The organism is Microbacterium sp. zg-B96, from assembly GCF_030246865.1.
Taxonomy (GTDB): domain Bacteria; phylum Actinomycetota; class Actinomycetes; order Actinomycetales; family Microbacteriaceae; genus Microbacterium.
The window spans coordinates 1,010,294-1,029,021 of record NZ_CP126738.1; the positions used below are offsets into that span (position 1 = coordinate 1,010,294).

Here is an 18,728-nt window from a genome sequence, read left to right on the forward strand (position 1 = left end):
GGGATGGCATCCGCTGCGGATCCAGGAGGGGGTAGGATGGAACCCGTTCGAACGTGCGTGGGGTGCCGCGCACGTGCCCCCCGGGCCACGCTCACCAGAGTCGTGGCCTTCGATACGCAGCTCGTCCTCGACGAGAGCGCATCGATGCCGGGACGGGGTGCGTGGGTACACGGCACGCGTGAATGCGTGGATGCCGCCATCAGGCGCCGTGCCTTCGGACGAGCATTGCGTGTGTCAGGTTCGCTTGACACGCAGACCCTTCAGAACCACTTCCAGCGAAACGGCTGAACGGCTATGGACTCAAAGTGAACGGCTCGAAATGAGACCCGTCCGCAACTAGCGGTCTGCCCTGTCTGGGGCAGGCCTTCAGACAGGAGAATTGTGGCAAAACCACGCGTGCACGAGATCGCTTCCGAGCTCGGCGTCGACAGCAAGGTCGCGCTTGCGAAGCTGAAGGAGCTCGGCGAATTCGTCAAGAGCCCTTCCTCGACCATTGAGCCCCCGGTGGCTCGCAAGCTCCGTCAGGCCCTGCAGGCCGACGGTGCCAAGCCCGCCGCCGGCGCACCCGCCCCGGGCGCGTCCGCGCGTCCTGCCGGCCGTCCCGGCCCGGCTCGTCCGGCAGCGCCCGCCGCACCGGCCCCCGCCGCCCCGGCAGCAGCTCCGGCGCCCGCACCGGCACCGGCAGCCCCCGCGGCTCCGGCAGCGCCTGCGGCACCCGCCGCGGAGCCTGCCGCTCCCGCGGCACCCGCCGCCGCAACGCCGGCTCCGGCCCAGCCCGAGACCGCCAAGCCCGCTGAGGGTGGCGCCGCAGCCGGCGCGCCCACCCCGGGTGCTCCGCGTCCCGGTGGTGCTCCGCGCCCCGGCAACAACCCCTTCGCTTCCGCGCAGGGCATGGGTCAGCGCCCCGCAGGTCCCCGTCCGGGCAACAACCCGTTCGCATCGACTCAGGGCATGGGCCAGCGGCCCAGCCCGGGCAACATCCCGCGTCCGCAGGCACCGCGTCCCGGCGCACCCCGTCCGGGCGCACCGCGTCCCGGTGGCGCCGGTCGCCCCGGTGGCGGCGGTCGTCCCGGCGCTCCGTTCCAGCAGCGTCCCGGCGGTCCCGGCCGTCCCGGTGGTGCTACCGGCGGTCCCGGTCGTCCCGGTGGCGGTCCCCCCGCAGGTGGTTTCGCCGGTCGTCCCGGTGGCGGCGGTGGCCGTGGTCGTGGACCCGGCGGTGGCACCGCAGGTGCCTTCGGTAAGGGTGGCGGCAAGTCCAAGCAGCGCAAGTCGCGTCGGGCGAAGCGGCAGGAATTCGAAATGCGGTCGGCGCCGGTCGTCGGCGGCATCAACGTCTCGCGCGGTAACGGCGAGATCATCCGCATGCGCCGCGGCGCATCGATCGCCGACTTCGCCGACAAGATCGAGGCCATCACCGGTTACACGGTGCAGCCCGGCACGCTCGTGACGATCCTGTTCAACCTCGGCGAGATGGCCACGGCCACCGAGTCGCTGGATGAGGCGACGTTCGAGGTGCTCGGTGCCGAGCTCGGCTACAAGATCCAGATGGTCTCGCCCGAGGATGAGGACAAGGAGCTCCTCGAGGGCTTCGGTCTGGACCTCGAGGCGGAGCTGGAAGCCGAGAGCGAAGACGACCTCGAGATCCGTCCGCCCGTCGTGACCGTCATGGGTCACGTCGACCACGGTAAGACGCGACTGCTCGACGCGATCCGTCAGACCAACGTGGTCGCCGGTGAAGCCGGTGGCATCACGCAGCACATCGGTGCCTACCAGGTGTGGACCGAGCACGAGGGCATCGAACGGGCCATCACCTTCATCGACACCCCCGGTCACGAGGCGTTCACCGCCATGCGTGCCCGAGGTGCGCAGGTCACCGACCTCGCGATCCTCGTGGTCGCCGCCGATGACGGCATCATGCCGCAGACGGTGGAGGCGCTGAACCACGCGCAGGCGGCCGGCGTGCCGATCGTCGTCGCGGTCAACAAGGTGGACAAGCCCGACGCCAACCCGGGCAAGGTGCGCCAGCAGCTGACCGAGTACGGCCTGGTCGCCGAGGAGTATGGCGGCGACGTCATGTTCGTCGACGTGTCGGCGCGTGAGGGCACCAACATCCAGGCTCTCCTGGATGCGGTCCTGCTGACCGCCGACGCCGGGCTGGACCTCACGGCCAACCCGAACAAGGCTGCTCGTGGTGTCGCGATCGAAGCGAAGCTCGACAAGGGCCGCGGTTCCATCGCCACCGTGCTGATCCAGTCCGGAACGCTGCGCATCGGTGACGCGATCGTCGCCGGCACGGCATACGGCCGTGTCCGTGCGATGGTCGACGAGAACGGCGACGCGGTCGAAGAGGCTTACCCCTCGCGTCCCGTGCAGGTGCAGGGTCTGAACTCCGTGCCCCGAGCCGGTGACACGTTCATCGTCACCGAGGAGGATCGCCTCGCCCGTCAGATCGCTGAGAAGCGTGAAGCGGCCGAGCGCAACGCCCAGCTGGCCAAGGCCCGCAAGCGCATCTCGCTCGAGGACTTCACCCGTGCTCTCCAGGAGGGCAAGGTCGAGTCGCTCAACCTCATCATCAAGGGTGACGTCTCCGGTGCCGTTGAGGCGCTGGAGGAGTCGCTGCTGAAGATCGAGGTCGACGAATCAGTGCAGCTGCGGATCATCCACCGCGGTGTGGGTGCTGTGACCGAGTCCGACGTGAACCTCGCGACGATCGACAACGCGATCGTCATCGGGTTCAACGTCCGCCCCGACGCCAAGGCACGTGAGCGTGCTCAGCGTGAGGGTGTGGACATCCGGTTCTACTCGGTCATCTACAACGCGATCGACGATGTCGAGCAGTCGCTCAAGGGCCTGCTCAAGCCGGAGTACGAAGAGGTCCGGTCGGGCGTCGCCGAGATCCGCGAGGTGTTCCGCTCCTCCAAGTTCGGCAACATCGCCGGTGTCATCGTCCGCTCCGGCACGATCACCCGCAACGCCAAGGCGCGAGTCATTCGCGACGGCGTTGTCATCGCGGACGGCCTGGCGATCGAATCGCTGCGTCGCTTCAAGGATGACGTCACCGAGGTGCGTACGGACTACGAAGCCGGTATCGGCCTCGGCAAGTTCAACGACATCCAGATCGGTGACGAGATCGAAACCACCGAGATGGTCGAGAAGCCGCGAGGCTGATCGATCGGCGGGGGGCGCCGACCGGCGCCCCCCGCTTCCACCTCCAGGGAGAGAACCATGTCTTCAGAGCGTCAGGCCAGACTGGCCGATCGCATCCGCGTGCTCATCGCGGAGCGGCTCGAAAAGGGTCTTCGCGACCCCCGTTTGGGCTTCACGACGATCACCGACGTGAAAGTCACCGGTGACCTGCAGCACGCCTCCGTCTTCTACACGGTGCTGGGCACCGAGAAGGAGCGCAACGACTCGGCCGAGGCCCTCAAGGCCGCGACCGGGATGCTGCGCAGCGAAGTGGGCCGCCAGCTCAGCATCCGGCTCACCCCGACCCTCGAGTTCATCCCCGACGCGATCCCCGAGAACGCCGGGCACATCGAGGATCTGCTGCGCGAAGCACGCGAGCGCGACGCCGCCGTGGCGGGGCTCGCGACCGGCGCCGTGTACGCCGGCGAGCCCGACCCCTACGTCAAGCCCCGCACCGCCGAAGACGAGTGAGTATTCCCGCTCGCGAGTGAGTATTCATGCTCGCGAGTGAGTATTCACGTCGTCGAGTGAGTATTCAGCGGGGGAGCGCGAGCATCCCGTCGGATGCCTCGGCGAGGCCGTCCGCGATGAGCGAGTCGATCGCACGGTCCCGCTGCCGCTGATCCGGCCAGTCCGCGATCACCGCGTCGAGGGCGACCGCGTGCGCGTCGGCATCCCGCAGCACCCGCAGCACCGCACCCCGCGCCTGCCGGTCGCTGCCTTCGTAGCGTGCCTGCCGGCGCCGCTCGTCGCCGGTGTCCGGGTACCCGGCCGCGCGCCACGCGCACACCCGGGCGAGCGGGCACACCTCACACCGGGGTGACCGGGCTGTGCAGACCACCGCCCCCAGCTCCATCGTCGCGGCGTTGACGGCCGCCGCCTCCGCATCGTCGGCCGGCAGCACCGCCGCCATCGCCGCCAGGTCCCGCTTGGCGGGGGAGCCCGGCTGCGATCGGCCGTCGATGGCGCGGGCGAGCACTCGGCGTGTGTTGGTGTCGACGACCGGATGCCGGTGACCGTACGCGAATGCGGCCACGGCGCGTGCCGTGTAGTCGCCGATCCCGGTCAATGCCAGCAACTGGTCGACATCCGACGGCACCTGCCCGTCGTGCCGGTCGCGGATCTGGACCGCCGCGCGGTGGAGCCACAGCGCCCGCCGCGGATACCCGAGGTTCGCCCACTGCCGCACCGCCTCTGCCGGGGCATCCCCGGCGAGATCCGCCGGCGTCGGCCACCGCTCCAGCCACGCGGTCAGGTGCGGCACCACTCGGGCGACCGGCGTCTGCTGCAGCATGAACTCGCTGACCAGCACGCCCCACGCCCCGAACCCGGGGCGGCGCCACGGCAGGTCCCGCGCGTTGTCCCGGTACCACGCGATGAGCGGGGTGGCGATGTCGGGCACCGGATCAGCCTACGTGGCGGCCAGGTGCCCAGGCGCCCGGGCGGTGAGGGCACCTGCGCCCGGCCGCACACCGCACGCGTCGTAGGCTGGAGGGATGCCGCAGCCCACCGCCCCCGCCCTGTGGCGTGACCTGCACGACGAGGTGCGCCAGCACCTGCCGCGCGGACGCGTGATCATCGCCGTCGACGGGATCGACGGCGCAGGCAAGACCTGGTTCGCCGACGGCCTGGCGACCGCGTTCACCGGACCGGTGCTGCGCGCCTCCGTCGACGGCTTCCACCGCCCGCGCGCCGAGCGCTACGCCCGCGGGCGCACCTCGCCCGAGGGTTTCTACCGCGACTCCTACGACTACGACACGTTCCGCCGCACCCTGATCGACCCCTTCCGCGCCGGAGCACCGTTGCGCACCGCGGTGTGGGACGTCGACCGCGACGAGCCCGTCGACGTGCCGCCGCAGACCGCGCCGGAAGATGCCGTCCTCATCGTCGACGGCATCTTCCTGCACCGCCCGGAACTGCGGGGACTGTGGAACTGGTCGCTCTGGCTGGACGTCCCCGTCGACGTCGCGTTCGCGCGGATGGCCGAGCGCGACGGCACGGACCCCGACCCGTCGGCGGCGTCGAATCGGCGTTACCGCCAGGGCCAGGAGCTGTACCTGCGCGAAGCCGACCCGCGCCAGGCGGCATCCGCCATCATCGACAACACCGACTGGGACCACCCGCAGCGCACGTACCGGGACTTCTGCTGATGGCCGGCATCCTGCTGGTGGACAAACCCGGCGGCATCACGAGCCACGACGTCGTCTCCCGCGCCCGCAAGGCGCTGGGCACCCGCAAGATCGGGCACGCCGGCACGCTCGACCCGATGGCGACGGGCCTGCTCGTGCTCGGAGTGGACAGCGCGACCAGGCTGCTGACCTACATGGTCGGGCTCGACAAGACCTACGAGGCGACGATCCGCCTGGGCGTCGCCACCGATTCCGACGACGCCGACGGCGCGGTGACGGCGACGGCGGATGCCGCGGCGATCGCGGCCGTCGCGCCGGAGGCGATCGCCCGCGGCATCGCCGAGCTCACCGGCGACATCTCCCAGGTGCCCAGCCGCGTGTCGGCGATCAAAGTCAACGGCAAGCGCGCGTATGACCTCGTGCGTGCCGGGGAAGACGTGCAGCTTGCCTCGCGCGCCGTCACGGTGTCGCGTTTCGACGTGGTCACGACCCGACGCAGCGAGACCGCGATCGACCTGGACGTCGTCGTCGATTGCACCAGCGGCACCTACATCCGCGCCCTGGCCCGCGACCTCGGCGGCGCACTCGGGGTCGGCGGGCACCTCACCGCACTGCGTCGCACCCGCATCGGACCGTTTTCGGTGACCGATGCCGTCGCGATCGACGACATCGACGCGTCGCGGCTGGTGCCGCAGGCGCAGGCCGCCGCCGGCGTGCTGGGCACCTTCCCGGTCACCGCCGATGAGGCACGGGATCTGCGCCAGGGCAAGCGCCTGACCGGTGCCGCTGAACGGCTGCACGGGCCGCACATGGCCGCGATCGACCCCGACGGCCGCCTGGTCGGCGTGGTGGAGCGCCGCGGCGCGGATGTGAAGAGCGCCATGAACATCCCCGAGGATGCCGCATGATCCTGTGGTTCGCGTACGTGCAGGTCGCCGTCGCCACTGTCGCCGGGCTGTTGTGCCTCACGCTGGGACTGGCAGGACGCCGCCCCAGCGACCTCACGGTGGGCGGGCTGGCGCTGGTGGAGCTGCTGCTGCTGGCGCAGGTGGTCATCGGCATCGTCGCGCCCCTGGCGGGCAACCCGCCGTCGGGCAGTCTGCTGGAATTCTGGGTCTACCTCGTCTCGGCGGTGCTGCTGCCGCCGGCCGCGGTGGCGTGGGCGCTCATCGAGCGCAGCCGCTGGAGCACCGTGATCATGGGGGTGGCGGCGCTGTCGGTGGCCGTGATGGTGTGGCGGATGCAGGTCATCTGGACGGTTCAGGTCGCGTGAGCCGCCCGCCGGCCACCACGCCTACACTGGAGCGCGATATGTCTTCCCGCCCGCGCATGACCGGCGTCGGCCGTGTGCTCGTGGTCGTCTACGCGATCATGGCCCTCGCCGCGACCGGGCGCTCCTTCGTGCAGATCGTCGAGAGGTTCGACGAGGCGCCGCTCGCCTACGGTCTGTCGGCGGCTGCTGCGGTGGTCTACATCGTCGCCACGCTCGCCCTGGTGTTCGCCGGCAACCGCTTCTGGTACGTCGTGGCGTGGGTTGCGATCTGCTTCGAGCTGACCGGGGTGATCGTCGTCGGCACGCTGACCTTCGTCATGCCCGCGCTGTTCGACCACCCCACGGTGTGGTCGTGGTACGGCGAGGGGTACCTCTTCATCCCGCTCGCGCTGCCCTTCCTGGGGCTGTGGTGGCTCGCGAGCAACCGCCCCGGCGCAGCCGCCGTGGCACCCGAACCCGTCGCCGAGAGGTCGTCCTGGTGATCACGTTCCACGATCCCGCAGAGGTCCCCGCCGGCTTCGGCCCATCGGTGGTCGTGATCGGCAAGTTCGACGGTGTGCACACCGGCCATCGTGCCGGCATCGACCGCGCCCGCGTCGAGGCCGCCGCCGAGCGCGCCCGCGTCGTCGCGGTGACCTTCGACCGCAACCCGCTGCGTCTGCTGCGCCCGCAGGCGTGCCCGGAGGACCTCGTCAGCCTCGACCAGAAGCTCGCGCTGCTCGCCGACACGGGGGTGGATGCCACGCTCGTGCTGCGCTTCGACCGGGCGATGGCGGACCTCCCGGCCGATGAGTTCGTGCGCACCGTGCTGGTGGACGCGATCGGCGCGGTCACGGTGTTCGTGGGCCGCGACTTCCGCTTCGGCCGCGGGGGAGCGGGAAACCCGCAGCTGCTGGCTGAGCTCGGCCGCGAGTACGGGTTCCGCGTCGAGGTCATCGACGACATCCGCGCGCACGACGACGGCCGCCGGGTCTCGTCCACCTGGATCCGCAACCTGCTCGACGCCGGCGACGTCGAGACCGCCGCCCGCCTGCTCGGACGCCCTCCCGCGGTGCGCGGCGTGGTGGTGCACGGCCTCAAACGCGGCCGCGAACTCGGCTTCCCCACCGCCAACCTGTCGCCGCAGACCGAGGGGTTCGTCCCGGCGGACGGCGTCTACGCCGGCTGGCTCGTCGACGAGGGCGCGATCGACCGGGCGGATGCCGCGCCCAACCCGCACGCGACCACTCGCTATCCGGCCGCGATCTCGGTGGGCGTCAATCCCACGTTCGACGACGTCACACTGCGTCAGGTCGAGGCTTATGTGCTCGACGAGACCGACCTCGACCTGTACGGCCACCGCGTGGAGGTGCACTTCACCCGGCGCATCCGCGGCATGGTCGCCTTCGAGGGGATCGACGCACTCATCGCGCAGATGGGCGACGACGTGCAGCGCGTGCGGGCCGCGCTGCGGTAGGCGTCAGTACGACGACTCGTCGACGGCGCCCGCGGACTGCTCGCCGGCGAGGACCGCGCGCAGTCCGCCGAGGATCGTCGCGCTCGCGCTCGTGCCCAGGCGGGTGGCGCCGGCATCGAGCATCGCCAGCGCGGTGTCCAGGCTCCGCACCCCGCCGGAGGCCTTCACCTGCACGCGGGAGCCGACCGTGGCGCGCATGAGGCGCACGTGCTCGACGGTCGCGCCGCCGCCGGCGAACCCGGTGGAGGTCTTCACGAAGTCGGCGCCGCCGGCTTCGGTCAGCCGGCTGCCGCGGGCGATCTGCTCGTCGTCGAGCAGGCTCGTCTCGAGGATCACCTTGGTCACGAGACCTCCGGCAGCATCCACCACGGCACGGATGTCGCTGGTGACCTCGTCGTCGAAGCCGGACCGCAGCGCGCCGATGTTGATCACCATGTCGAACTCGGTTGCGCCGTCTTCGAGGGCGCGGATGGTCTCGGCGACCTTCGCGGTGGTCGAGGTGGTGCCGTGCGGGAAGCCGATGACGGTGCCCACCGCGACGCCGGTGCCGTCGAGGCGCCGCACCGCGTAGGGAATGTCGGAGGGGCGCACGCAGACGCTGAACACGCCCCACTGCGCCGCGGTGTCCAGCTCCGCGTCGACGTCGGAGCGGGTGAAATCGGGCTTCAGGATCGCGTGATCGATCGTGGCGGCCAGTTCGCGTTCGGTGATGCGGGGCATGGATCAAGCGTAGCCGCGCACGCTCGCGACGACTCGCGCCGGCCGGAGGTAACGAAAAGGTAACGCCGTGTGTAGAGTCAACCAACGCGTCGACGACGACGCACTGGGGAAGAAGGACCCGCTCGATGCCCGATGCCACCGTGCGCGCACCCGGATCAGACCGTGTCGCCGCTCTCGCCATCGTCTGCGTGCTCGCCGTCGCGAGCGTCGTCATCGCCGTCCTCGGTGCGGGGCCCGATCGGGTGAGCGCGCGGGAACTGCTGGGTGACGCGCGCACCCCCGGCGATCGAGCGTTCATCGCAAGCCACCGCGGCGGCGCCGCTGCGGCGCCGGAGAACACCCTGCCCGCAGTGCAGGCGGCGCTGGACGCCGGGTTCGACTACGTCGAGGTGGACTTCGCGCTGACCGCGGACCGTCAGATCGTGCTCATGCACGACGCCACCGTGGATCGCACCACCGATGGGCACGGCAGGCTCGCCCAGCTGACCCTCGCACAGGTGCGTGAGCTCGACGCCGGCTCCTGGTTCGACGCGTCCTTCGCCGGCACCCCGGTGCCGACCGCAGCGGAGTTCCTCGACGTGCTGGCGGCGTCGGGGCGCCGCGCGATCGTCGAGTTGAAGGGGGAGTGGGATGCCGCCTCGGCGGCCGCCTTCGTCGCCGAGGTGGCTGCCCGGTCACTGGACCAGCAGATCATCGTCGCGAGCTTCGATGCGCGCACCCTGGCCGCCGTCGAATCCGCCGGCACGCACCTGCCGCTGCTGATCATCCTCAAGCGACTCCCGGCCGATGTGGTCGCGGCGGCCCGGCAGTTCTCGGCGCAGGGCATCCTGGTCGCTCGTCGTGCGGTGCTCGAGCAGCCTCACATCGTCGACGAGCTGCATCATGCGGGGTTGCGGATAGTGGTGTACACCCTCAACTCCGATGAGCAGTGGGATGCCGCGACCGCCCTGGGCGTCGACGGCATCGTCACCGACGACCCCGCGCTGCTGGCCACCTGGCAGCAGCAGGTGCTCGCCGACGACTGACGATGCCTTCCACCTCAGCTACGACGACACCGTCTCGGAGAAGGGCGAATCGCACTTCTTCCGCGGCAACGGGTGGATCACCTCCGTGTGGCTGAACTACGATCCCGGGGCATACACCGAAGACGTCGCATCGATGGTCTGGGAGTAACCAGTCCACATGCTCTAGACTGAGCGCCGGGGAACAGACGCTTCATCGCCGCAGTCGGCCGCCATCGGCCGCAACCGGCCGCAGGAATGCCCGCGGTGAGTTGCGCGTCATGCCCCGACCCGCGGTCGTCCCGGCAACCGAGCCGCACGCGGTGACACGCAGATCCATCCCGTCTCGGGAGAGCCCGAGGCATCCGGCATCCACGCCCCAGGAGGAGCATGCCGACCACGGCACCTGCCGCACAGTCCACGTCGCGGCGCAGGAAGAACACGTCGTCTCGACGCGATGACGAAGCCCCCATCATCCCGATCCTCGCCCGCAAGGTGCGCGAGGTCGAGGCCAAGGCCCAACGCGGCAAGCTCGGCCCCACCAACCGGGTCAAGTTCCAGGTCATCGCCTTCCTGGTGCGCGAAGAGCGCGCTCGGGTCAAGGCCGACACCACCGTCACCGACGCGGCGCGCGCCGAACTGCTCAAGCGCCTCGACGGCGTCGCGACCATCCTGGCTAAGACCGCCGCACGCGACACCTCGCTCATCCAGCTGCTCGAGGTCGACCAGGCGACGTCGCCGGTCGCCCGGCGCATGCGCCGTGACTGGCTGCTGGAATCGGGCGCCGAGCTCGCGCCGGACGAACTGATCATCACCGACAGCGCGCCGGCGGTCACCTCCGGGGTGCCCGCAGCCGTCTCCGCGCGCCAGGTGATTCCGCCGCAGGTCGAAGCCCGCCGCGAGGCGAACCCGTTCCTGCCCCCCGATCTCGACCACCGCGTCCCCACCGCCACGCCCCGCAGGCGCCTGGACGGCTGGGAACTGATGGGGCCGCTGTACAAGGCGTTCGAATCCGGTGCCGGTGGCGCCGTTGCTTCGATGGACCTGCCCCCTGTCCCCGAGTTCGATCGCCTGTCGCCCAAGGGCCTGGCGATCATGCCGCACCAGTCGCGCTTCCTCGAAGCAGTGCGCCAGGGCCACCGCAGCTTCCTGCTGGCCGATGAGCCGGGTCTGGGCAAGACGGCGGAGTCCGTGCTCGCGGCATCCGTCGCCGACGCCTACCCGCTGCTGGCGGTCGTGCCCAACGTCGTGAAGATGAACTGGGCGCGCGAAGTGGAGCGGTGGACCCCGCAGCGTCGGGCGACGGTCATCCACGGCGACGGCGAGAACCTCGACGCGTTCGCGGATGTGTTCATCGTCAACTACGAGATCCTCGACCGGCACCTGGCGTGGCTCGCCTCGATCGGCCTGAAGGGCATGGTCGTGGACGAGGCCCACTTCATCAAGAACCTCTCCTCGCAGCGCTCGCAGAACGTGCTGGCGCTGGGCGCCCGCCTGCGTGATCAGGTGCACGACCCGCTCATGCTCGCCCTCACCGGCACGCCGCTGATCAACGACGTCGAGGACTTCGACGCGATCTGGCGGTTCCTGGGCTGGACCAACGGTGAGAAGCCGGGTCCCGAGCTCATGGAGAAGCTGGATGCCACGGGGCTGACCCCTGCGGACAAGGCGTTCTACCCCGAGGCGCGCAACGCCGTCATCTCGATGGGCATCGTCCGTCGCAAGAAGAAGGATGTCGCCGCAGACCTGCCCGACAAGCTCATCGCCGACCTCCCCGTGGAGCTCGACGACGACTTCGGCCGGTCGATCCGCGACGCCGAGCGCGAGCTCGGCGGACGCCTGGCGGCGAAGTACCGCCGCATCCTCGAGGCGCGAGGCGACCGGATCTTCCTGGGCGACTTCGACGAGGACATCGTGCGCCTGGTGGCCAACACCGAGCTGGAAGAGTCCAAGGCGGCCGGTACCGGCGCCGAGAACGTCTTCACGATGGTGCGTCGCATCGGCCAGGCCAAGGCCGTGCTCGCGGCCGACTACACCGTGCAGCTGCAGCGGTCGGTGGGCAAGGTCGTGTTCTTCGCCAAGCACATCGACGTCATGGATGCCGCAGAGGCGCACTTCGCTTCGGCGGGGCTTCGCACCGTGTCCATCCGCGGCGACCAGACCACCCCGGCTCGTCAGGACGCCATCGACGCGTTCAACAACGATCCCGGTGTGGGCGTCGCGGTGTGTTCGCTGACGGCGGCCGGCGTGGGTCTGAACATGCAGGCGGCATCCAACGTGGTGCTCGCCGAACTGTCGTGGACCGCCGCCGAGCAGACCCAGGCGATCGACCGCGTGCACCGCATCGGTCAGGGCGAGCCGGTCACCGCATGGCGGATCATCGCCGCGCACACGATCGACACGAAGATCGCGGAGCTCATCGATTCCAAGCAGGGCCTGGCGGCCCGCGCCCTGGACGGCGAGGCAGCCGAGGCCGCTTCGACCGACTCGGTGCAGCTGTCGGCGCTCATGCACCTGCTGCGCCGCTCGCTCGGCGGGGACTGATTTACCCCGGCCGGGCCGTGTGGCAGGCGCTGCCCTCCGACGATAGTGTCGTCGGAGGCAGCGTGGCCGGCACCATCACCTGACAGCAAGGATCTCCCCCATGAAGATCGGCATCCTCACCAGCGGCGGCGACTGCCCGGGCCTGAACGCGGTCATCCGCGGGGTCGTGCTCAAGGGCACGACGACCTACAACCTCGAGTTCGTGGGAATCCGCGACGGTTGGCGCGGCGTCGTCGACGGCGACTTCTTCCCCCTCACCCGCCACGAGGTGAAGGGCCTGTCGAAGGTCGGTGGCACGATCCTCGGCACCAGCCGCACCAACCCCTACGAGGGTCCGCGCGGCGGCGCCGAGAACATCGCCAAGACGCTGTACGGCCACCGCATCGACGGCATCATCGCCATCGGCGGCGAGGGGACCCTCGCGGCGGCGAACCGCCTCGCGAAGGACGGCATCAACGTCCTGGGCGTCCCCAAGACGATCGACAACGATCTGCGCGCAACGGACTACTCGTTCGGCTTCGACACGGCCGTCAACATCGCCACCGATGCGATGGATCGCCTGCGTACCACCGGCGACTCGCACCAGCGCTGCATGGTCGCCGAGGTCATGGGCCGCCACGTCGGCTGGATCGCGCTGCACGCCGGTATCGCGGCGGGGGCGCACGTCATCTGCATCCCCGAAGTGCCGATGTCGATCGACGACGTCTGCGAGCAGGTCTCCAAGGCCCACGACCGCGGCCGTGCGCCGCTGGTCGTCGTCTCGGAGGGCTTCACCCTCACCGGCATGGACGAGGCCTACAGCGACAAGGGCCTCGACGCCTTCAACCGGCCGCGGCTGGGTGGCATCGGCGAGATGCTCGCGCCCGAGATCGAGCGCATCACCGGCATCGAGACCCGCGCCACGGTGCTCGGCCACATCCAGCGCGGCGGATCGCCCTCGGCGTTCGACCGTGTGCTGGCGACTCGGCTGGGCCTGCACGCCGCCGACGCGATCATGGACGGCGCCTGGGGCCAGATGGTCTCGCTCAAGGGCACCGACATCGTGCGCGTCTCCTTCGAGGAGGCCCTCGGTGAGCTGAACACGGTGCCGGTGTACCGCTACGACGAGGCAGCCGCGCTCTTCGGCTGACCCCCGGTCGTCGCGCCGTCTCGCCGGTCTTCCCGGTGCAGGCGATCTCGCCGGTACAGGACGTTTCCGCTGGAATCCTCCTGTGTCGGTGAGTCTTCCTGTTGTGGGGAGACGGCCGGATGCCGGGCCGGATTGCGCGGGCGATTGTGGCATCCGTCTCCCCGGTGCAGGCGATCTCACCGGTACAGGACGTTTCCGGCGGAATCCTCCTGTGTCGGTGAGTCTTCCTGTGGTGGGGAGACGGCCGGATGCTGTGTGGGCCGGCCGCGCCTCCTCCACAGGCCCCGGTTCGGTCGGTTCATCCCCGGATGGCGCCCGACCGCGGCCACGCGCGCCGCCCAGCGGACCATCATGACGGCATGCGCTCGACGACCGAACTCACCCACTGGCTGGCGGCTCAGGGTGGCGGCGCCCATTCCACCGCGCTGAAGGCCGCCGGATTCTCCACGCACGCGATCCGCGTCGCGGTGCAGCGGGGCGCCGTGGCGCGCGTACGACGCAGCTGGCTGGTCGCCGGCGACTGCACACCCGACGTGCGGCGTGCGGCGGAAGCGGGCGGCCGCCTCACCTGCGTGACTGCCGCAGCACGCGCGAACCTCTGGACGCCGTCGCACGAGGGCATCCACATCGCGGTGGCGCCGACGGCCTCCCGGGTCACTGCCGAGGGCGTGCACCTGCACTGGGCGCAAGGGCCGGCGCCGGTCGGCAAGGCCTCCCTGGTCGATCCGCTGGTGAACGTGCTGTTCCAGGTCGCCCGCTGTCTGCCGATGGCCGAAGCGCTCTGCGTCTGGGAGTCGGCGATCCGGCAGAAGTCGGTCCAGCCCGCCGTGCTCGCCCGCATCCAGTGGCGCGGTGAGGCGGCGCGGGCGATCGCGGCTGCGGCATCCGACCTGTCCGACTCCGGCGTCGAGACCCGGTTCGTGCTGCTGATGCGCTCGATCGGTGTCGCCGTGCGCCAGCAGGTGTGGATCGACGGGCACCCGGTCGACGGATTGATCGGGGAGCACCTCGTCGTGCAGATCGACGGCTTCGCCCACCATCAGGGGCGCGACCGCCGCCGCGACCTCGCGGCCGATGCGCGGCTCGTGTTGCTGGGCTACACCGTGCTGCGCTTCGACTACTACCAGGTGCTGTTCCAGCCCGAGCAGGTCATCGCCGTCATCTCGGCCGCCATCGCACAGGGCCTGCACCGCTGACCGTCTCCCCGGCACAGGAGAACTCACCGGCACAGGACGAAATTAGCAGGATCGTCCTGTAACGGTGAGATCTCCTGTTGTCGGGAGAATCAGGCGACGGATGCCGCTGCGCGCCGGCGAATACTCACTCGACAGCGCGAATACTCACTCGGCGGCGGCGAGGCCCAGCACGTCCAGGAGCCACGCGAGCTCGAAGGCACGTTCCTTCCACGAGTTGTAGCGACCCGAGACCCCGCCGTGACCGGCGACCATCTCGCACTTCAGCAGCGCGTCCGCGCCCACCTCGCGCAGCCGCGCGACCCATTTCGCCGGCTCCACGTACATCACGCGCGTGTCGTTGAGTGAGGTGACGGCCAGGATCCGGGGATACCTCACGCCCTCGCGCACGTTCTCGTACGGCGTGTACGACTTCATGTACGCGTACACCTCGGGGTCGTGCAGGGGGTCGCCCCACTCGTCCCACTCGATGACCGTCAGCGGCAGCGACGGGTCGAGGATCGTCGTCAGGGCATCCACGAACGGCACCTCCGCCAGCACGCCGGCGAACAGATCAGGGGCGAGGTTCGCCACGGCGCCCATCAACAGCCCACCCGCGGAGCCGCCCTCGGCGACCATCCGGTCCGGCGAGGTGTACCCCGCCTCGACGAGGTGGCGGGCGGCGTCGACGAAGTCGGTGAAGGTGTTGCGCTTGTGCAGCATCTTGCCGTCTTCGTACCACTGCCGGCCCATCTCACCGCCGCCGCGCACATGGGCGACAGCGAAGACCACGCCGCGATCAAGCAGCGACAGGCGCGCGACCGAGAACCCGGGGTCGATCGAGTGCTCGTACGACCCGTAGCCGTACAGGTGCAGCGGCCGGGGGTCACCGGCATCCGGGGCGCCGAACGAGCGCTTCCACACCAGCGACACCGGCACCTGCGTGCCGTCCTGCGCGGTGGCCCACACCCGCTCCTGGGCGTAGTCCGCCGCGTCGTAGCCGCCCAGTACCGGCTGGCGCTTGCGCAGCAGCAGCTCGCCGGTGGCCACGACGTAGTCGTAGACGGTGCCCGGCGTGACGAACGAGCCGTAGCCCAGCCGCAGCAGGGGAGGAGCCCACTCCGGGTTCCCCGACAGTCCCACGCTGTACAGCGGCTCGTCGAAGGCGAGTTCGTCCACGCCGCCGGTGGCGTAGTCGAGCATGCCCAGCCGCTCCACCCCGTCGCGGCGGTAGCCGACGACCGCCCAGTCGCGGAAGGTCGACACGCCCAGCAGGCGACGGCCCGGCTCGTGGGCGATGATCGTCTCGCGGGCGCCGGAGGGGTCGGATGCCGCAACGCGCACGAGTTCGAAGTCGAGCGCGCCGTCGTTGTGCAGGAGGTACAGCACGTCCTGGCCGTCGACGACGGCATGCTCGGAGTCGTACTCGATTCCCTCCCGACGCGGCCACACCACGCGGGGTGTGCCGCGCAGGTCGTCGGCATCCAGCAGCCACTCCTCGGAGGTGATCGACGAGCCGAGCTCGATCATCAGGAACCGCTCGCTGTGGGTGAAGCCTGCGCCCACCCAGTACCGCTCGTCCGGTTCGTGGAACAGCTTCGCGTCCTCGGACACCGGCGTTCCCAGCTCGTGCAGCCACACCGTGTCCGGCCGCCAGGCATCGTCGACGGTCGTGTAGACGATGAACCGGCCGTCGGGGGAGAACGTCGCCCCGGCGAAGGTGCCGGGGATCTCGTCGGGCAGCATCTGCCCGGTCCGCAGGTCTCGCACGCGCACCGTGTAGCGTTCGTCGCCCTCGACATCCACGCCGTACAGCAGCACGTTGCCGTCGTTGCTGACCTCGAAGCTTCCCAGCGAGAAGAACTCGTGCCCCTCGGCTTCGACGTTGCCGTCCAGCAGCACCTGTTCCCCGGGGACGGCGACATCGGGAGACAGCACCGGGGGAGTCCAGTCCTCGGGGGAGGCAAGCGGAGCGCGGCACTGGATGCCGTACTGGCTGCCTGCCACGGTGCGACCGTAATACCACCACTGGCCGCGGCGGGTGGGTACGGACAGGTCGGTCTCGAGCGTGCGGCCCTTGATCTCCTGGAAGATGCGCTCGCGCAGCGGCTCCAAATGCGCCGTTCGCGCGGCCGTGTATGCGTTCTCCGCCTCCAGGTGCGCGGTGACTTCGATGTCGTCCTTCGCGCGCAGCCACTCGTACGGGTCGGTCACGGCGTCGCCGTGATGCGTCCGGGTGATGGGGCGCTGCGGGGCGACGGGAGGAGCTGGGGAGGCCTGGGGCGTCTGCGCGGTGACGGTCACCCCACCACGCTAGCCGCACGGCGGGCGCGCGCCTGTGTGTCCGGGCTGAACCTGTGGGAACGGTTCACGACGCGCTTGCGGATGTGCGAGGATTTTCTCGGCTCGGTAAACGGAGCATGAATCCCCGCTGAACTGTTCGTTCGCACGCCGATATCGTCGGCACCCTCCACACATCTCCTGACGGAAAGCGAACGGTGGAAACCGCAGCCCTCATCGTCGTGCTGGTCATCGTACTGGCACTGTTCTTCGACTTCACCAACGGTTTCCACGACACCGCCAACGCGATGGCGACACCCATCGCCACCGGTGCGCTGAAGCCGAAAACCGCCGTCCTCCTCGCGGCCGTGCTCAATCTCGTGGGCGCGTTCCTGTCCACCGAGGTCGCCAAGACCATCTCCGGCGGCATCATCCGCGAAGACGAGATCTCGGCGGCCATCTTCCCGGCGATCATCTTCGCCGGGCTGATCGGCGCGATCACGTGGAACATGCTCACCTGGCTGCTGGGTCTTCCCTCCAGCTCGTCGCACGCCCTGTTCGGCGGGCTCATCGGAGCCACCCTGGTCGGTGCCAGCGCGTCGGCCATCGACATGGGCGTGGTGCTGTCGAAGGTCGTGCTGCCGGCGCTCATCGCCCCGCTCACCGCCGGCATCATCGCCTTCACCGTCACCAAGCTGGCCTACGCCCTCACCCGCCGCTACGACTCCAAGCCGGACGGCCGCGACGGGTTCCGCTGGGGCCAGATCTTCACGTCGTCGCTCGTCGCGCTCGCGCACGGCACCAACGACGCGCAGAAGACCATGGGCGTCATCACGCTCGCGCTGATCACCGTCGGCTGGCAGTCCAGTGCCCACCACGAGCCGCAGCTGTGGGTCGTCATCGCGTGCGCGGTGACCATCGCGCTGGGAACGTACATGGGCGGCTGGCGCATCATCCGTACCCTCGGCAAGGGCCTCACCGACGTCAAGCCGGCGCAGGGGTTCGCAGCCGAGGCATCCACCGCCTCGACGATCCTCGCCTCCAGCGCGCTCGGGTTCGCCCTGTCGACCACCCAGGTCGCCTCCGGGTCGGTCATCGGCTCCGGGCTGGGACGACGCGGCTCCAAGGTGCGTTGGCGCACCGCCGGCCGCATCATGATCGGCTGGCTGCTGACCTTGCCCGCAGCGGGCATCGTCGGCGCGCTCGCAGCTCTCCTGGTCGTGTGGCTGGGACAGGTCATCGGGGTGCTGGTGGGTGCGGCGATCGCCGCCGTCATCGTGCTGGCGATCTTCATCCGCTCACGCCGCGACGAAGTGACCTCCGCCAACGCGATGAGCGACGTCGCCGAGTCCGGCCGCGCCGTCAAGGTCAAGCGCAATCCGCCGCCCACTCGCCGTCAGCGCACGCGCCTGCATGCCGATGCCCAGGCGAAGACGGATGCCGCGGCCGCTCACGTGAGCACCGACAGTGGGGAGGCCGGCAAATGACCGTCGCAATCGACTGGCTCGCCTTCGTCCAGGTGTTCGCTGCGGCGCTGGTGGGTTCCGTGGTGGTCGTCACCTTCTACGCCATCGGGCTGCGGCTGCTCGTCCGCTCGGGACGGGCTCCCGTCGTGACTCCTGCGGAGTTCACCGACGCCATCACGGTCATCACCGAGAAGCAGGCACGCCGCGGCGCCAAGGCCGCAGCGAAGGCAGCCTCGCGCAGCCCGCTGAGCGACGCGCAGAAGCAGCTCGCGCTGCTGGGGGCATTCGCGTCGTTCGCGGTCTCCGCACTGGCCGTGCTGGGCGCTCTCATGCTCATCGTCTTCGGCCACTGAGGCCGTTCCCCCGGCAAGG

Annotated in this window: 17 protein-coding genes; 14 read left to right on the plus strand and 3 right to left on the minus strand. The window is 70.1% G+C overall.

The genetic code is table 11. The features are described 5' to 3' along the window. Positions 1-36 precede the first annotated feature (36 nt). The 3 genes from QNO11_RS04495 to rbfA all read left to right on the plus strand — a co-directional run bounded on the left by QNO11_RS04495 (position 37) and on the right by rbfA (position 3,657). A complete protein-coding gene (locus QNO11_RS04495) occupies positions 37-288 on the plus strand; it encodes a YlxR family protein (protein WP_257509528.1) in 252 nt (83 codons plus the stop codon). Between the two features lie 93 nt (positions 289-381). Then, positions 382-3,168, plus strand: a complete 2,787-nt coding sequence (infB, locus tag QNO11_RS04500) for a translation initiation factor IF-2 (RefSeq protein WP_257509529.1) — start codon at positions 382-384, stop codon at positions 3,166-3,168. A 57-nt stretch (positions 3,169-3,225) separates the two neighbouring features. Further along, positions 3,226-3,657 (plus strand): 30S ribosome-binding factor RbfA, encoded by a 432-nt coding sequence (rbfA, locus tag QNO11_RS04505; protein ID WP_257510212.1) that lies wholly within the window; start codon positions 3,226-3,228, stop codon positions 3,655-3,657. A 64-nt stretch (positions 3,658-3,721) separates the two neighbouring features. Here the strand turns inward: rbfA and QNO11_RS04510 are convergent, their stop codons facing one another. Further along, positions 3,722-4,588 (minus strand): iron-sulfur binding domain-containing protein, encoded by an 867-nt coding sequence (locus tag QNO11_RS04510; RefSeq protein WP_257510211.1) that lies wholly within the window; start codon positions 4,586-4,588, stop codon positions 3,722-3,724. 94 nt (positions 4,589-4,682) lie between these two features. Between QNO11_RS04510 and QNO11_RS04515 the strand changes: the two genes are divergently transcribed. The 5 genes from QNO11_RS04515 to QNO11_RS04535 are packed head-to-tail and all read left to right on the plus strand — an operon-like array spanning position 4,683 to position 8,044. Then, positions 4,683-5,336, plus strand: coding sequence for a nucleoside/nucleotide kinase family protein (locus QNO11_RS04515; protein WP_257510210.1), 654 nt, complete (start codon positions 4,683-4,685; stop codon positions 5,334-5,336). Further along, a complete protein-coding gene (gene truB / locus QNO11_RS04520) occupies positions 5,336-6,223 on the plus strand; it encodes a tRNA pseudouridine(55) synthase TruB (protein ID WP_257510209.1) in 888 nt (295 codons plus the stop codon). Before QNO11_RS04515 ends, truB begins: the two co-directional genes overlap by 1 nt. Continuing rightward, entirely contained in the window at positions 6,220-6,588 is a 369-nt protein-coding gene (locus tag QNO11_RS04525; protein WP_257510208.1) for a hypothetical protein, read from the plus strand. The genes truB and QNO11_RS04525 overlap by 4 nt, the downstream gene beginning before the upstream one ends. Positions 6,589-6,626: 38 nt before the next feature. Beyond that, on the plus strand, positions 6,627-7,070 hold the full coding sequence (locus QNO11_RS04530; protein ID WP_257510207.1) for a hypothetical protein: 444 nt from the start codon (positions 6,627-6,629) through the stop codon (positions 7,068-7,070). Next, positions 7,067-8,044 (plus strand): bifunctional riboflavin kinase/FAD synthetase, encoded by a 978-nt coding sequence (locus QNO11_RS04535; protein ID WP_257510206.1) that lies wholly within the window; start codon positions 7,067-7,069, stop codon positions 8,042-8,044. Before QNO11_RS04530 ends, QNO11_RS04535 begins: the two co-directional genes overlap by 4 nt. Before the next feature lie 3 nt (positions 8,045-8,047). Here the strand turns inward: QNO11_RS04535 and deoC are convergent, their stop codons facing one another. After that, the gene (gene deoC / locus QNO11_RS04540; RefSeq protein WP_257510205.1) at positions 8,048-8,764 is read right to left on the minus strand and encodes a deoxyribose-phosphate aldolase; all 717 of its coding nucleotides are present in this window, start codon (positions 8,762-8,764) and stop codon (positions 8,048-8,050) included. A gap of 125 nt (positions 8,765-8,889) precedes the next feature. Between deoC and QNO11_RS04545 the strand changes: the two genes are divergently transcribed. The 4 genes from QNO11_RS04545 to QNO11_RS04560 all read left to right on the plus strand — a co-directional run bounded on the left by QNO11_RS04545 (position 8,890) and on the right by QNO11_RS04560 (position 14,634). Next, a complete protein-coding gene (locus tag QNO11_RS04545) occupies positions 8,890-9,789 on the plus strand; it encodes a glycerophosphodiester phosphodiesterase (RefSeq protein ID WP_257510204.1) in 900 nt (299 codons plus the stop codon). 366 nt (positions 9,790-10,155) lie between these two features. Beyond that, a complete protein-coding gene (locus QNO11_RS04550) occupies positions 10,156-12,309 on the plus strand; it encodes a DEAD/DEAH box helicase (protein ID WP_257510203.1) in 2,154 nt (717 codons plus the stop codon). Positions 12,310-12,409: 100 nt separating this feature from the next. Beyond that, complete coding sequence (locus QNO11_RS04555; protein ID WP_257510202.1) at positions 12,410-13,438, plus strand: 6-phosphofructokinase; 1,029 nt, start codon at positions 12,410-12,412, stop codon at positions 13,436-13,438. A 359-nt stretch (positions 13,439-13,797) separates the two neighbouring features. Continuing rightward, a complete protein-coding gene (locus QNO11_RS04560; protein ID WP_257510201.1) occupies positions 13,798-14,634 on the plus strand; it encodes an endonuclease domain-containing protein in 837 nt (278 codons plus the stop codon). Between the two features lie 144 nt (positions 14,635-14,778). On the opposite strand, the gene QNO11_RS04565 is transcribed toward QNO11_RS04560, so the two are convergent. Next, complete coding sequence (locus QNO11_RS04565; RefSeq protein WP_257510200.1) at positions 14,779-16,914, minus strand: S9 family peptidase; 2,136 nt, start codon at positions 16,912-16,914, stop codon at positions 14,779-14,781. A gap of 194 nt (positions 16,915-17,108) precedes the next feature. Here QNO11_RS04565 and QNO11_RS04570 point away from each other — a divergent pair, with 194 nt between their 5' ends. Both QNO11_RS04570 and QNO11_RS04575 read left to right on the plus strand, forming a co-directional pair. After that, positions 17,109-18,377 (plus strand): inorganic phosphate transporter, encoded by a 1,269-nt coding sequence (locus tag QNO11_RS04570; protein WP_257510199.1) that lies wholly within the window; start codon positions 17,109-17,111, stop codon positions 18,375-18,377. Further along, the gene (locus QNO11_RS04575) at positions 18,374-18,709 is read left to right on the plus strand and encodes a peptidase (RefSeq protein WP_257510198.1); all 336 of its coding nucleotides are present in this window, start codon (positions 18,374-18,376) and stop codon (positions 18,707-18,709) included. Before QNO11_RS04570 ends, QNO11_RS04575 begins: the two co-directional genes overlap by 4 nt. Positions 18,710-18,728 lie beyond the last annotated feature (19 nt).

Bases quoted from the DNA above. Each gene is read 5' to 3' on its own strand.
- QNO11_RS04515 (WP_257510210.1), top strand. From the start codon at position 4,683: ATGCCGCAGCCCACCGCCCCCGCCCTGTGGCGTGACCTGCACGACGAG.
- QNO11_RS04525 (WP_257510208.1), top strand. From the start codon at position 6,220: ATGATCCTGTGGTTCGCGTACGTGCAGGTCGCCGTCGCCACTGTCGCC.
- rbfA (WP_257510212.1), top strand. From the start codon at position 3,226: ATGTCTTCAGAGCGTCAGGCCAGACTGGCCGATCGCATCCGCGTGCTC.
- QNO11_RS04550 (WP_257510203.1), top strand. From the start codon at position 10,156: ATGCCGACCACGGCACCTGCCGCACAGTCCACGTCGCGGCGCAGGAAG.
- QNO11_RS04545 (WP_257510204.1), top strand. From the start codon at position 8,890: ATGCCCGATGCCACCGTGCGCGCACCCGGATCAGACCGTGTCGCCGCT.
- QNO11_RS04575 (WP_257510198.1), top strand. From the start codon at position 18,374: ATGACCGTCGCAATCGACTGGCTCGCCTTCGTCCAGGTGTTCGCTGCG.
- QNO11_RS04560 (WP_257510201.1), top strand. From the start codon at position 13,798: ATGCGCTCGACGACCGAACTCACCCACTGGCTGGCGGCTCAGGGTGGC.
- deoC (WP_257510205.1), bottom strand. From the start codon at position 8,764: ATGCCCCGCATCACCGAACGCGAACTGGCCGCCACGATCGATCACGCG.
- truB (WP_257510209.1), top strand. From the start codon at position 5,336: ATGGCCGGCATCCTGCTGGTGGACAAACCCGGCGGCATCACGAGCCAC.
- QNO11_RS04530 (WP_257510207.1), top strand. From the start codon at position 6,627: ATGTCTTCCCGCCCGCGCATGACCGGCGTCGGCCGTGTGCTCGTGGTC.
- QNO11_RS04495 (WP_257509528.1), top strand. From the start codon at position 37: ATGGAACCCGTTCGAACGTGCGTGGGGTGCCGCGCACGTGCCCCCCGG.
- QNO11_RS04555 (WP_257510202.1), top strand. From the start codon at position 12,410: ATGAAGATCGGCATCCTCACCAGCGGCGGCGACTGCCCGGGCCTGAAC.